Origin of the sequence: Caballeronia humi (assembly GCF_001544475.1) — a bacterium.
In the GTDB taxonomy this organism is placed as follows: domain Bacteria; phylum Pseudomonadota; class Gammaproteobacteria; order Burkholderiales; family Burkholderiaceae; genus Caballeronia; species Caballeronia humi.
In genome coordinates, this window is record NZ_FCNW02000012.1 from 48,509 (window position 1) to 61,498 (window position 12,990).

General features: G+C 62.1%; 12 protein-coding genes. 5 read left to right on the plus strand and 7 right to left on the minus strand.

What is annotated here, in order from left to right; genetic code table 11:
* Positions 1-39: 39 nt before the first annotated feature.
* On the plus strand, positions 40-1,251 hold the full coding sequence (locus tag AWB65_RS14060) for a hypothetical protein (RefSeq protein ID WP_125474129.1): 1,212 nt from the start codon (positions 40-42) through the stop codon (positions 1,249-1,251).
* A 94-nt stretch (positions 1,252-1,345) separates the two neighbouring features.
* The gene (locus AWB65_RS14065) at positions 1,346-2,056 is read left to right on the plus strand and encodes a DUF2968 domain-containing protein (protein WP_087667737.1); all 711 of its coding nucleotides are present in this window, start codon (positions 1,346-1,348) and stop codon (positions 2,054-2,056) included.
* Positions 2,057-2,140: 84 nt separating this feature from the next.
* Here the strand turns inward: AWB65_RS14065 and AWB65_RS14070 are convergent, their stop codons facing one another.
* The 4 genes from AWB65_RS14070 to AWB65_RS14085 all read right to left on the minus strand — a co-directional run bounded on the left by AWB65_RS14070 (position 2,141) and on the right by AWB65_RS14085 (position 7,283).
* A complete protein-coding gene (locus tag AWB65_RS14070; protein WP_087667738.1) occupies positions 2,141-3,535 on the minus strand; it encodes a gamma-glutamyl-gamma-aminobutyrate hydrolase family protein in 1,395 nt (464 codons plus the stop codon).
* Positions 3,536-3,667: 132 nt separating this feature from the next.
* Positions 3,668-5,428: a cation:proton antiporter gene (locus tag AWB65_RS14075; RefSeq protein ID WP_087667739.1), complete on the minus strand. Its 1,761-nt coding sequence runs from the start codon at positions 5,426-5,428 to the stop codon at positions 3,668-3,670.
* 208 nt (positions 5,429-5,636) lie between these two features.
* The gene (gene glnK, locus AWB65_RS14080) at positions 5,637-5,975 is read right to left on the minus strand and encodes a P-II family nitrogen regulator (protein WP_008342452.1); all 339 of its coding nucleotides are present in this window, start codon (positions 5,973-5,975) and stop codon (positions 5,637-5,639) included.
* A 165-nt stretch (positions 5,976-6,140) separates the two neighbouring features.
* Positions 6,141-7,283, minus strand: a complete 1,143-nt coding sequence (locus AWB65_RS14085; protein WP_087667804.1) for a GNAT family N-acetyltransferase — start codon at positions 7,281-7,283, stop codon at positions 6,141-6,143.
* A gap of 209 nt (positions 7,284-7,492) precedes the next feature.
* Here AWB65_RS14085 and AWB65_RS14090 point away from each other — a divergent pair, with 209 nt between their 5' ends.
* Positions 7,493-7,804, plus strand: coding sequence for a GIY-YIG nuclease family protein (locus AWB65_RS14090; RefSeq protein ID WP_087667740.1), 312 nt, complete (start codon positions 7,493-7,495; stop codon positions 7,802-7,804).
* Between the two features lie 69 nt (positions 7,805-7,873).
* On the opposite strand, the gene ppa is transcribed toward AWB65_RS14090, so the two are convergent.
* Complete coding sequence (gene ppa / locus AWB65_RS14095; protein ID WP_087667805.1) at positions 7,874-8,401, minus strand: inorganic diphosphatase; 528 nt, start codon at positions 8,399-8,401, stop codon at positions 7,874-7,876.
* Positions 8,402-8,595: 194 nt separating this feature from the next.
* Between ppa and AWB65_RS14100 the strand changes: the two genes are divergently transcribed.
* Both AWB65_RS14100 and AWB65_RS14105 read left to right on the plus strand, forming a co-directional pair.
* Complete coding sequence (locus AWB65_RS14100; RefSeq protein ID WP_087667741.1) at positions 8,596-10,035, plus strand: aldehyde dehydrogenase family protein; 1,440 nt, start codon at positions 8,596-8,598, stop codon at positions 10,033-10,035.
* 14 nt (positions 10,036-10,049) lie between these two features.
* Positions 10,050-10,808: an SDR family oxidoreductase gene (locus AWB65_RS14105; protein ID WP_087667742.1), complete on the plus strand. Its 759-nt coding sequence runs from the start codon at positions 10,050-10,052 to the stop codon at positions 10,806-10,808.
* Positions 10,809-10,897: 89 nt separating this feature from the next.
* On the opposite strand, the gene AWB65_RS14110 is transcribed toward AWB65_RS14105, so the two are convergent.
* Both AWB65_RS14110 and AWB65_RS14115 read right to left on the minus strand, forming a co-directional pair.
* Positions 10,898-11,557 (minus strand): DUF4276 family protein, encoded by a 660-nt coding sequence (locus tag AWB65_RS14110; protein ID WP_087667743.1) that lies wholly within the window; start codon positions 11,555-11,557, stop codon positions 10,898-10,900.
* A 2-nt stretch (positions 11,558-11,559) separates the two neighbouring features.
* The gene (locus AWB65_RS14115) at positions 11,560-12,840 is read right to left on the minus strand and encodes an AAA family ATPase (protein WP_087667744.1); all 1,281 of its coding nucleotides are present in this window, start codon (positions 12,838-12,840) and stop codon (positions 11,560-11,562) included.
* Between the last annotated feature and the right edge of the window lie 150 nt (positions 12,841-12,990).

A 12,990-nucleotide genomic window follows, 5' to 3' on the forward strand; every position in this document is an offset into this window, starting at 1 on the left:
AAGCAGCCCCGACGCGTGAATCCGGAACAGAGAAGACCCATGACCGCTCCCATGATCGACGTGCAAGGCGACTTGCTTTTACCCACCTTGTATCCGCTTGCCAATCAGGCCGTGACTTTCGGTCGCGAATGGGCGTCGGCGCACGCCCGCCCCGCGTTCTCGGAGTACGAGGTTCCGTTCTATGCCGCGAAACTCCTGACGGCCTACGTCAGCGCGCTGACGTTGCGCGATTCGCCGTATCCCTACGCGCCCTCCAATCTGTGGAACAAGCTGTCGCGCACGGACTTCGAGGCGTTCATGCCGCGCGCGACGGCGGCATCGATCACGTCGGCGGCGGCTGTGAAGGCCGCAGCGCCATTCGAGCCTTTCGCCGCGGATTCGGACGGGCCCCGCGTGGTCGCACCGGTCAGGCGGCAGGACAACAACAGGAAGGTCGTGGGCGGCGCGATTGCGCTGGCGAGCGTAGGACTGCTCGCGTGGCTGATGTTCGGTGTCGGGCCGACGCGCAAGGACGAAAGCGGCCGCGCCGAACTCACACAGGCCGCGACGCCCGCCTCCACATCAGCGGCAACGCCCGCCGCGCCCGCAAGCTATGCGCCGGCTACGGCGAGCGCGTTTCCCGCAGCGAACGAGCCGGTCGCTCCGAAGGTCGCGAAAACCGTCGAGGCGGGCAAACCAGTCGCGGCGATTCCGGTTGATATCACGGTGCAGTCGAAAGCTCCGCGCGTCGCGGTAGCCGCGACTGCCGGTACCGCCGCGAAGCCTGCATCGGCCGATGTGAAGGCCGTCGCGTCTCAGCGTTCAAAGTCGAAGGCGGACGAGATCTATCCCGTCACGTCGCGTGGCACGAAGAAAGCGCTGCGCACGTCGCGTCAGTCGGGCGTCGAGGAGTTGCGCGGCAAGCGGCGCAGCGCGGCGGCATCGGCGAATTCGACGCGCGACGCCGCCAGCGACCGCCTCGTCGCGATGTGGGAAAGCGACGATGTCATCGAACAGAACACGACGTATCGCCGTCCGGCTCGCGCGGTCGCGCGTCAGCCCGAGGCGCCGGGTGCACGTCCCGCCGCGCAGCACGGGATGAGCGTCGCGGAGATGTACAACATGCTCCAGCACTCGCCGACGCTCGACGACAACAGCTCCCTCGCGCGCCCCTCGCCGCGCGGCCAGTCGAGGGCGGTCGAATCATCGAGCGGCAACGTGCGGCTTTCGAAGCAGCGCGTCACCGACGCCCCCGGCGACTTCACGAAGTGATGCACCGCGCGCTCGCAAGCCGCGCCCGCCCCTGCGGCACCGGCTTGAGAGCGCGTCCCGATTTGCCTCTCCAACTTTTTCCGCTTCCCGCCCCATGACGCCTACCACTCAATTGCGGCACGCGACGCTTGCCGTCGCCATCGCCCTTTGCGGGGCGCTCGCGCCCGCCGCGCACGCACTCGAACTGCTCGCCCCGCCGCTTCCGGCAAACGCCTCCGCCGCGTCGAAATCGAAACACATTTTCTCCCCCGACGATGACGCCGAAGAAACCGCTTCCCAAGCGCAAGGCAACGTCGCGGAATTGAAGCAGATGGTGCAGTCGAAGCAACTCACCGAACTGCGCACAACCTACAACGGCAGCTACGGCGCAACGCTCTTCTTCTATCCGCAGGAGGTGGTGTATTACGTCGCGCTGTTTCAGGACAAGCGCTTCTGGCGCGTCGTGAAGACGCAGGACGATGCGCGCGCCGAGAGCGCCTACGCGCAGTTCGCGCGCAAGAGCTACGATCTCGCCGACGGCGAAATCCGCCACATGCAGTTGCAGTCGCAGAAGGCGCTGCTCGAACGCGTGATCGCGGTGTCGGATGATCGGGCGAAGCGTCTTTCCGCTGATCTGTCGATCGCGCGGGCGCAGGACAGCGAAGTCTCGCAACGTCAGCAGCAATTGCAGGCGGAATCGGTTGCGCTGCAGGGAGACAAGCTTTCCGCCGAGCGCAAGCTGCGCGATTTGCAACGCCAGGTCGAGCAGCTTCAGCATCAGAACGAAGCCGGTTTGCCGTCGCTGGGGGCGGCGTCGGAACGTTGATCATCCTTCGCAAGACCATGCAAAAGGCCCGCTTGTCAGACAGCGGGCCTTTTGCATTTCAATCGGTGTTCTTCAAAGCAACGATCAGAACCGCGTCTCGCGCGCGACGCGCAGGAACGTATCGAGCAACGGCGTGCAATCCAGCAGTTCCTCGCCGCCCGCCCGATGAAACTCCGGGTGCCACTGCACGCCGACCACAAACGGGGCCCGCCGATACCGCACCGCCTCGATGATCCCGTCCGCCGCCGATACCGCCTCGATGTTCAGATCGCGCCCCACGGTCCGCACAGCCTGGTGGTGGATGGAATTGACGATCGCGTCCTGGCGTCCCGGGAACATGTTGGCGAGCGTCGAGCCGTCGGGGAAGCGGATCGAGTGGCGATGCTGGTCGTACTGCTCGTTGACGTGGACGCCGGCCATCGGGACATCGGTCGCGATGTCCTGATACAGCGTGCCGCCGAACGCGACGTTAATCAACTGGCAGCCGCGACACACGCCGAGCACGGGCTTGCCCGACTCGATGAACTCGTGCAGCAGTTCCAGCTCGTACATGTCGCGCACGCGATCGCCGGGCCATTCGGGACGCGTCGCCGCTTCTTCATACGACTGCGGCGAAACATCGGCGCCGCCTTGCAGCAGTAGACCGTCGAGATGCTTCGCGTAGTCGCGCAGACGGATGTTGCTCGGATGCAGCATCCCCTGATGGCCGACCGTCGGAATCATGAAGACGAGCACGTCGCGCGACATGACCCAGTGCGCAATCGATTCCTCCAGATACTGCAGCGTCTTGCCGCGCAGGCCCTTCGCGCCCGGCTCCGGGTGAAAGATCCGCGCCGATACGCCGATGCGCAACGTGCGCTGCGTGATCCGCTGTCCCGCGCGATCAAAGATCTGGCGTGCGCGCGCCGCCATCACGCGGCCAAACACCGACCACGCCGAATCCGTGCGCTTCAGGTACGCGGGCGGCGCCTGCGCGCCGGGCGGAGGGTTCGGCGGAATCGGCGGGGGGTTCGATGCGGTGATATCCGGCGTGGACGTGAAATCGGAAGGCAGGCTCGTCGTGCGGAACTCGACCGTCTCGACTTCGTCTGCCTTCAGAGCGGCTTCCGCTTCCGTAGCGGTTTCGATGTTCGCGGCGAGGCTCGCCCTCGCCGCCGCCGGATTGCCCGCGCGCACGCTCGCTTCCTGCGCGGCCGTCGCGCTTGCCGCCGACGCCCGCCCTGCGCGCGCTTCGGCACGCTGGGCGGCGGCTTTGTCGGTCGGCTCGACGTTCGATGCGCTCGCGGGCTGGTCGGTCGATGCGCGCTCGGCGGCGCTCGCCTGCGGTCCGGGTGCGGCCGCCGCAGAAATACCCGGGGGAGTGGAAGGCGCCGTCGTGGACGAAGCGGCTTTGCTGTCAGCGCCGGCCGATGCTGCCGCAGCCGCGCTGGAAGATGATTCGCCGGGTGTTCCGGCGTCAGGCGTTTTATTTTCGCTCATTCCGTTTCAGGCGCTTTGTGCGCTTTGAGAATGGACAGAAGTTAATTATCCGCCTCTGGTCCGGACGCGGCAAACCATCAAACAATTGCTCACATTATTGCCGGAACCGGATGAATCGCGTATCGGAAAGGATCACGAGTGGTCGTGCGGCTCCTCGAAGGTCTCGCGCAACGCGATCTGCATCGTCGCGTGGATCTTCACGCACCAGCGCCACAATACCGTGAGCAACAGCGCCGCGCAAAGCAGCACGGCGATCATCAGGCCGAACGGCGGCAGGATCGCGCCCGAGAGCGCCGCCACCAGCAGGAACACGCCGAACATCGCGACGATCGGAATCAAGCCGGAAATCGTCGAGCGGATCGCGCTCGTGAAGCGCCCCGCCTTCGCCGGCTGCACGCTGACTTCGGCGAGCAAAAGCGCGAGCGATTCGAGCTTGCGGTACACGGCGACGAGAAACGGCATCGACACGACGAGCGCCGCGCTCCACAAGACGACGCGCTGCGCATCGTTCGTCTGCAGCCAGCGCGACAGATATTCGGTCGCATAAGGCGCGGAATACGACGCGCCCAGGAAAATCGCCGCGACGAGCGCGAGATTCACCGCAATCTGCAGCACGATGCGCCGCGTCATGCTGAAGATCGTCGGCGCGCCGGACTCCGGGCGGATGCTCGCGAGCCACTGCGAATAGAGCCCGAACGTGTTGGCGACCGGCGCGGGCATCGAGCGGGCGATGCGCAGCGTGATCGGATCGGCCGCGCGGATCAGGTAGGGCGTGAAGAGCGTCGTGAGCGCCGAGACGGCGACCGCGATCGGATAGAGGAAGCCGCTCGTCACCTTCAGCGACAACCCGAGCGACGCGATGATGAACGAGAACTCGCCGATCTGCGCGACGCTCATGCCGACGCGCATCGACGTGCGTCCGTCCTTGCCCGCGAGGAACGTGCCGAGCCCGCACGACACGATCTTGCCGACCACGACCGCGAACGTGATGACGGCGATCGGCCACGCGTAGTCGATCAGCACGGTCGGGTTCAGCAGCAAACCGATCGTCACGAAAAAGATCGCGGAGAACATGTCGCGCACCGGCGCGATCACCCGCTCGATGCGATGCAGGCTGCGCGCTTCCGCCATGATCGCGCCGATCAGGAACGCGCCGAGCGCGATGCTGTAGTCGAGCTTCACGACCAGCAGGCAAAAACCGAAGCAGAAGCCGAGCACGGTCACGAGCAGCATTTCGTCGCTCTTCGCGCGCGCGACGTAATCGAGCACGCGCGGCACGATCAAAATGCCGACCACGAGCGACACCGTCATGAAAAGCAGCAATTGCCCCAGCGTCGCGAATGCCACGCCCGCGCTCACCGAGCCCGTCTGCGCGATGCCGGAGAGCAGCACGAGCATCGCGATCGCGAGAATATCCTCGACGATCAATATCCCGAAAATAAGTTGCGCGAACTCCTCGCCCTTCATGCCTAGCTCGGAGAGCGCCTTGACGATGATCGTCGTCGACGAAATGGCGAGCACGGCGCCGAGAAACAGCGAATCCATCGAGTTCCAGCCGAACCAGCGGCCGATCTCGTAACCGATCCAGATCATCAGCACGATCTCGGAGAGCGCCGCGACGAACGCCGTCGCGCCGACCTTGAAGAGCTTGCGCAGGCTGAATTCGAGGCCGAGCGAAAACATCAGGAAGACCACGCCGAGCTCGCCGAGCGTCTGGATCGTGGCTTCGTCGTGGATCAGCTGGAACGGCGGCGTGTACGGCCCGATGATCACGCCCGCGACGATGTACCCCAGCACGACCGGCTGCTTCAATCGATGAAAAAGCACCGTCACGACGCCCGCGATCGCCATGATCACCGCCAGATCCTGGATAAAGCCGATCGCGTGGTGCATTCACAAATCCTTACAAAAAGTTGACGGAGACGGCGATGTTACCGCATCGACTTTTAGCGTAGCCGGCGGTTCCTGAAAAATTCGAGATGGTGATGCGAGGGCACGGCGAGCGATGCGCTGTCGAAGCGCGGCCCGCACGTGCGCCGCAATGGTGCGCGCGTGGGGCCGCGAGACGCTTACTGCTGCTGAATGTCGTGAATGCGCCGCGTCAGACCGCGGCTTCGTTTTCCTCGCCGGTGCGGATACGGATGACGCGCTCGACGTCGGCGACGAAAATCTTGCCGTCGCCGATCTTGCCGGTGCGCGCCGCGCCGATGATTGCGTCGATGACCTGATCGGTCTGGTCGTTCGCGACGACCACTTCGATCTTCACCTTCGGCAGGAAATCGACGACGTATTCCGCGCCACGATACAACTCGGTGTGGCCTTTCTGGCGGCCGAAGCCCTTCACTTCCGTGACCGTCAGACCCGTGAGGCCGACTTCGGCCAGTGCTTCGCGAACTTCGTCGAGCTTGAACGGTTTGATGATGGCGGTGATGCGTTTCATGGCTAGCCTCGTTTCGGGTGGTCTTTCGGATGGTCGGTATCGTCGAACTCTGACAGATGCATTCGATTCTAGACGGCTTTCATCGAGCCAGCGATGCCTTCAACCACGCGGTGCAATCGATCACGTCAATCGAGCGCTACGACGTCGATCCATATTGGTGCGACCTCACGTTTTCTTCCTGAACGGCGTGTGCGCTTCGAGTTCGCCGATGTGTTGTTCCATCGCGGCGGTTTCCTGATCGAGGAACTCGCCGATCGCATGCGCAAAACGCCGATCGGCGATCCAGTGCGCGGACCACGTCGGCGTCGGCAATAGCCCCCGCGACATCTTGTGCACGCCCTGTGCGCCGCCCTCGAACCGCGCGAGCCCGTGCTCGATGCAATATTCGATGCCCTGCATGTAGCACGTCTCGAAGTGCAGCCCCGACACGAACTCGCGCGTGCCCCAATATCGCCCATACATCACGTCGCCGCCGATCATGTTGAGCGCGCACGCAAGGTGCTCGCCATCGGCTTCGGCGATCACGAGCAGAATGCTTTCGGGCGCCGCCGCGTGGATCTCGGCGAAGAACTCGCGCGTGAGATACGGCGGGTTCCAGTGCTCGCGATACGTGTTCTCGTAGCACGAGTAGAAGAAATCGAGCGCCGCTCCGTCGATCTCAGCGCCGCGCAGCCACGTATAGGTCACGCCCGCCTCGCTCACATGACGGCGGTCCTGCTTCACCTTCTTGCGCTTGTCGTGGCTCATCGTCGCGAGGAAGGCGGCGAAGCTCTCGTAGCCGTCGCCGGGCAGGTTCTCCCAGTGAAACTGGACGCCTTCGCGCAGCATGTAGCCTGCATCCGTCAGCGCTTCGAGATCCTGCTGCTGGGCAAACAACACGTGCAGCGACGACAGTTCGAGCCGCTTCGTCAGCTCGATTGCACCACGCGCGAGCATCACGCGGTCCGCGTGGTTCGCGGCGATCAGGCGCGGCCCGGTCACCGGCGAAAACGGCACGGCGGACAGCGCCTTCGGGTAATAGCGGATGCCGTGGCGCTCGAAGGCGTCGGCCCAGGCGTGGTCGAACACGTATTCGCCGCGTGAGTGCGACTTCAAATAGAGCGGCATCGCGCCGGCAAGCTGGCCGCCGCGCCTGAGCAAGAGATGATGCGCGCGCCAGCCGGTGCGCGCGATCGCGCAGCGCGTGTCCTTCAGCGTGGACAGAAACTCGTGCCGCACGAACGGATTGTCGCCGGCGAGACGGTTCCAGTCGTCGGAGGAGACGCCTTCGAGCGTTTCGACCACATGTATTTCGACGTCGCGATTCAAGAGCCGTCCCCGCTGAATGATCGATGCATGGCGCGCAATCGACGAAATGCGCGCCGCAAAGGGGCTATTCTCGCGCAAGTCGAAAAAGTGCGTCGATTGTGTCGGGAACGCTTATTTGGCTTTTGCTAGTCACGCTGGTTCGCCCAAAGCGGTGCTCTCGGCGATAATGCGCGGCAATTACCACCGTTTTTGAGACGACGCACGACGCCATGCCGTGGTTCCTGTACCTGATCGAGTGCGCCGATGGCAGCATCTACACGGGCATCGCAACCGATGTCGACGCACGCTTCGAAAAGCATTCGAACGGGAAAGGCGCGCGCTATACGCGTTCGCGAAAGCCGCTGCGCGTGCTCGCTTCGTTCGAGCTGACGGGGAGATCGGAGGCGTCGCGCGCGGAGTATTGGGTCAAGCGGCTGAGCGCGATCGAAAAGCGCGCGCTGATCGCGGGGATGCGGACGCTGGATTCCGTGATGCCTGTGCCGGAGCCGGTTTCCGTCCCGGAGGAAAACCCTGAGGTCTAGCCAGTTTTCCAAGCATGAAAAAGGCCGCGTGCTCGATCCGCACGCGGCCTTCGTCAAACCCGCTTGCTTTTACTTCTTGTAGTTCGCGACACCGTCGGTGATCTCCTTGTGCGCGGCATCGACGCCCGCCCAGCCTTCGACCTTCACCCACTTGCCCTTTTCGAGCGCCTTGTACTGCTCGAAAAAGTGCTTGATCTGATCCTTCAGATACTCGGGCACGTCATCGACCGTTTTCATGTGCGCTGTCATCGGGCAGATCTTGTCGTGGCAGACCGCGACGAGCTTCGCATCGACGCCCGATTCATCGGTCATCTGCAGCATGCCGAGCGCGCGAGCGCGCACGACCGAGCCCGCCAGCAGCGGAAACGGCGTAATGACGAGGACGTCGACGGGGTCGCCGTCGCCGGAGAGCGTCTGCGGGATGAAGCCGTAGTTGGCCGGATAGCGCATGCCGGTGCCGATGAAGCGGTCGACGACGAGCAGGCCCATGTCCTTGTCCGCTTCGTATTTGACGGGATCGCTTTGCGCGGGGATTTCGATGATGACGTTGAAATCCTGCGGAAGATCCTTGCCCGGGGGTACGTTATTGAAGCTCATGAGCGCTCTCTGAGAAAGTTGAGGTTCTGAAGCCGGATGATGCGCGCCGCGCCGGAGCAGCCGAGACTGCGGCATGAAACCGCGCGAATGCGTCATTATAGCCAATCGAGACCCGCGTTCAGACTCGTCCGATGGCGCGATAATCGGGTGAGACGGGCGCGGCGAAACGCGTACCGGAATAGAGGAGACAGTGCATGGACGAAGCGAAGCATTTCATCGGCAACCGATGGGTCGCGCCGGCCGTCGGCGAAACGATCCCAGTCGTCGATCCGTCGGACGGCCAGGTGTTCTCGCAGCTCGCGCGCGGCAACGCCGCCGACATCGACCGCGCCGTGCAATCCGCGCGCGCCGCCTACGACGGCGCCTGGGGCCGCACGAGCGCCGCGGACCGCGGGCGCATGCTCGCGCGCCTGTCGATGCTGATCGGCGCGTGCCACGACGAGATCGCGCAGATCGAAGCCCGCGACACCGGCAAGCCGCTCAAGCAGGCGTACGCGGACGCGGCGGGCGTCGCGCGCTACTTCGAGTTCTACGCGGGCGCCGCCGACAAACTGCACGGCGAGACCCTGCCCTATCAGACCGGCTACACGGTGCTCACGATCCGCGAGCCGCACGGCGTGACCGGCCACATCGTGCCGTGGAACTATCCGCTGCAGATTTTCGGGCGCAGCGTCGCGGCGGCGCTCGCGGCGGGCAATGCGTGCGTCGTGAAGCCGGCCGAGGACGCGTGCCTGTCGATCCTGCGCATCGCCGAACTCGCCGCCGAGGCCGGGCTGCCTGAAGGCACGCTCAATATCGTGACGGGCTACGGCTACGAGGCGGGCGCGGCGCTCGCTCGACATCCGGGCATCGACCACATCTCGTTCACCGGCTCGCCCGCGACGGGCGCGGCGGTCGTCAAGATGGCCGCCGACAACCACGTCCCCGTGACGCTGGAACTCGGCGGGAAGTCGCCGCAAATCGTTTTCGCCGATGCCGACATCGACGCTGCCCTGCCGGTGCTCGTCTCGGCGATCGTGCAAAACGCCGGGCAGACGTGCTCGGCGGGCAGCCGCGTGCTGATCGAGCGCGACGCGTACGAACCGTTGCTCGCGCGGCTCGCCGAAGCCTTTTCGGCGCTGAAGGTCGGTCCAAGCAAGCTCGATCTCGACTGCGGGCCGCTCATCAGCGCGAAGCAGCAGCAGCGCGTGTGGGATTTTCTCTCCGATGCGCAGCACGACGGCATCGCGATGGCGGCGCACGGCGAAGTGGTGTCGGAGGCGCCGGAAGCGGGGTTCTATCAGGCGCCGACCTTGTTGCGCGACGTCCCGCGCACGCACCGGCTCGCGCGCGAGGAGGTGTTCGGCCCGGTGCTCGCGGCGATGCCCTTCGACTCCGAAGACGACGCCCTGCGCCTCGCCAACGACACGAACTACGGCCTCGTCGCCGGCATCTGGACGCGCGACGGCGGCCGCCAGATGCGCCTCGCGCGCCGCGTGCGCTCGGGGCAGGTGTTCATCAACAACTATGGCGCGGGCGGTGGCGTCGAGCTGCCGTTCGGCGGCGTCAAGCATTCTGGACACGGCCGCGAGAAAGGCTTCGAGGCGCTCTACGGCTTCACCGTCCTGAAAACCATCGCAATCAAACACGGCTAAAAAAAGGAGACAACATGCGACTGCAAGGCAATACGACGATCGTCACGGGCGGCGGATCGGGCTTCGGCGAGGGCATCGCGAAGACGTTCGCGCGCGAAGGGGCGAACGTCGTCGTGAACGATCTGAACGGGGCGTCCGCCGAGCGCGTGGCGAGCGAGATCGCGCTTTCAGGAGGCCGCGCGATTGCGGTCGCTGGCGACGTCACGAAACAGGCCGACTGGAAGACGCTTTTCGATGCCGCCATCGAAGACTTCGGCAGCGTGCAGGTCGTCGTGAACAACGCGGGCACGACGCACCGGAACAAGCCGGTGATGGAAGTGACCGAAGCCGAATTCGACCGCGTCTATGCGGTGAACGTGAAGAGCCTCTATTGGAGCGTCGAGCAGTTCGTGCCCTACTTCCGGCGCCAGGGCGGCGGCGCGTTCATCAACATCGCGTCGACGGCGGGCGTGCGGCCGCGGCCGGGCCTCGTCTGGTACAACGGCAGCAAGGCGGCGGTAATCATCGCGAGCAAGGCGCTCGCCGTCGAGCTCGGGCCGGATCGTATCCGGGTGAACTGCATCAATCCGGTGATGGGCGAAACCGGTCTCCTGTCCGAATTCATGGGCATGGAGGACACGCCCGCGAACCGCCAGAAGTTCCTCGCGACGATCCCGCTCGGGCGCCTCTCGACGCCGCAGGACATCGCGAACGCCGCGCTCTACCTCGCCTCCGACGACGCCGAATTCATCACCGGCGTGAGTCTCGAAGTCGACGGCGGCCGCTGCGTGTAGCTCCTGATGCGTGACGGCAGTGGAGTCGTTATATTCGTAGCGAACGTTCCACTAGCCGCACGATCCGTCTGTCTCGAACGCAGGTTGCGTCATTGAGCATCGGCCAGTTCGCGAACTTGGTCCCGAAAATAGCGGAAGCTAGGCGAATTATTGTTTTCCACGTCCATATGCGGAGATATCCGTTCGGCCCAAGCTGATTTTTCAGCGCCCACTTTCTGCCATCCTTGTGAGGAGAGGGCGTGTGCACCTCCCCTATATAGGGCGTTAGCAAGAACTTCCCACGTGCCGACAATCGAGTCATTTGAATAACTCGCCAGGACTGCATCCTTCGCATTGGGATACGCTGCTTTTACTGCGTCAATGTCACCAAGAAACCACGCTTCGCCTTCTTCAATCGCAATACAAAACCTCGTCATCGGCGCTGGGTTACAAGAAGCAAGCACGGCATGCAGCTCGGCTTTAAAGGTAGTCAATTCCTTTTCATCGAGATCGCATACCAGAACGACTGTTGCAGGATATTCGACAGGATAATTTGAAAACGCGTTCCCATAACCTTTAAGCAATTTCGGTAGCTGGTCCAACAAAATACGTTTGGCGGGGTCTCTCTCCACATTCAAGTTTCCCGGAATACGCCCTATCCCCTTATAAGAAATTATCTTAAATGTATTACCGGGTTTGACGATTTTAGGAACCAGTATATCTAACGCCTTTTTTCCCGATTGATCCTCAACCAGTATTTCAAAATGCATCCTTACCTCGCATCCAAATAATCGCTGTACCAGAGACCCCCTAGCGGAAGCTCCTGCTCCACTAGGCTGCGGATCACCGGGTCATCACTCGCCCTACGAATCTGCGAAAACCCATCGCGCCCCTTCTCTAGAACCCAAACTTCTTCGGGCGACAAAGCATCAACGAGGTAAGGTTGATGCGTTGTCAAAAATACTTGGGAGCCTCCCTTTAAGCCCGTCGCATGGTCGCGAAACTCCTTCGCAAGCGACTCAAGTAGTTTGTGATACAAGCCATTTTCAGGTTCTTCAATACATAAAAAAGGAGGAGGCGTAGGATCTTCGAGCAAAAGCAAATAGGCGAAAATTTTCAGCGTACCATCCGAAATCTGCTGCGCGAAAAAAGGATCCTTGAAACCCTTATCATTGAACTGGATGAGAAGTCGCCCATCCGCAGTTTTTTCAGTCGAGATTCGTTCAACCCCGGGGATTTTCCCCGAAATACGTTGAAGTATCTGCTGAAATCTCCTCGGATGTTCTCGCTCCATGAATTGGACTACATTACCCAAATTATCCCCATGAATGTTCAAGTGCTTTTGCGGGCCCGCTAGTGGAAGACTCCGCGCCGCATCAGGAGTGAAGTAGCTCAAATACCAGCCTTCAATAAACCTTCGGAATGCGGAGATTCTTGGGTGCTGTTTGAGAGAACCTAACGTTGCAATACCGAGCCTTCGCTTGTCTTCAAGCTCTATTATTTCTGTCTTCGAACTCTCTTCTGCGAGGGACTCTATCAATAGACTTTCTAAAATGTCACCTTCTTCCTCTTCGTTTAGTGGACTGACATCCACGTCACCCTTCCAAACCAGCCCCTTCCCCTCCTCAAGGATCAGAAATGAGAAAGGGCGTCCGTGAGATTGATTTTTACGTCGCTGACGAAGACGTTCTTTCTTCACATATGGACGCCGCTCGCTATCCACCGAAATTGTAATTTCATAAGTGATGGGGCGAGCGTTGCCGTCTTCCTTATAATAGATTTCAAACTCGATGGTACCCTCGGCTCCCTGTGAGCGAAGTCTTTCAAAGCCTCCTCGCCCCCTTGCATCGCATGCTTCTTCTACGCCGTTCCGTAGACAGTCGGAGAGAAAACCAAAAACATCAAAGAACGTGCTTTTACCGACGCCGTTCTTCCCGATCACGGCCGTCATTGCAGACAACGGAGACGCGGACTGACTATTCCACAGTTTTCCCATAGTCACGTCCTTCAGCGCCCTGAAATTCTTTATTCGTATCCCTTCAATTTTCGCCATTCTTATTCCTTTAACTGAATGCCCGGGGACGCCTAACCATCACGTGTGCATCACATCTCTCGGTTAGAAGAAATTATTGCACGCCTCAGTCAGTTTGGATTCGACATCGGAGGTCTGCTCCTACAGAGATCCACCATTGAGCGCGTACGC

Coding starts and splice junctions, on each gene's coding strand:
- AWB65_RS14100 (WP_087667741.1), top strand. CDS start 8,596: ATGGACGAAGCGAAGCATTTCATCGGCAACCGATGGGTCGCGCCGGCC.
- AWB65_RS14065 (WP_087667737.1), top strand. CDS start 1,346: ATGACGCCTACCACTCAATTGCGGCACGCGACGCTTGCCGTCGCCATC.
- glnK (WP_008342452.1), bottom strand. CDS start 5,975: ATGAAACGCATCACCGCCATCATCAAACCGTTCAAGCTCGACGAAGTT.
- AWB65_RS14115 (WP_087667744.1), bottom strand. CDS start 12,840: ATGGCGAAAATTGAAGGGATACGAATAAAGAATTTCAGGGCGCTGAAG.
- ppa (WP_087667805.1), bottom strand. CDS start 8,401: ATGAGCTTCAATAACGTACCCCCGGGCAAGGATCTTCCGCAGGATTTC.
- AWB65_RS14070 (WP_087667738.1), bottom strand. CDS start 3,535: ATGAGCGAAAATAAAACGCCTGACGCCGGAACACCCGGCGAATCATCT.
- AWB65_RS14105 (WP_087667742.1), top strand. CDS start 10,050: ATGCGACTGCAAGGCAATACGACGATCGTCACGGGCGGCGGATCGGGC.
- AWB65_RS14075 (WP_087667739.1), bottom strand. CDS start 5,428: ATGCACCACGCGATCGGCTTTATCCAGGATCTGGCGGTGATCATGGCG.
- AWB65_RS14090 (WP_087667740.1), top strand. CDS start 7,493: ATGCCGTGGTTCCTGTACCTGATCGAGTGCGCCGATGGCAGCATCTAC.
- AWB65_RS14060 (WP_125474129.1), top strand. CDS start 40: ATGACCGCTCCCATGATCGACGTGCAAGGCGACTTGCTTTTACCCACC.
- AWB65_RS14110 (WP_087667743.1), bottom strand. CDS start 11,557: ATGCATTTTGAAATACTGGTTGAGGATCAATCGGGAAAAAAGGCGTTA.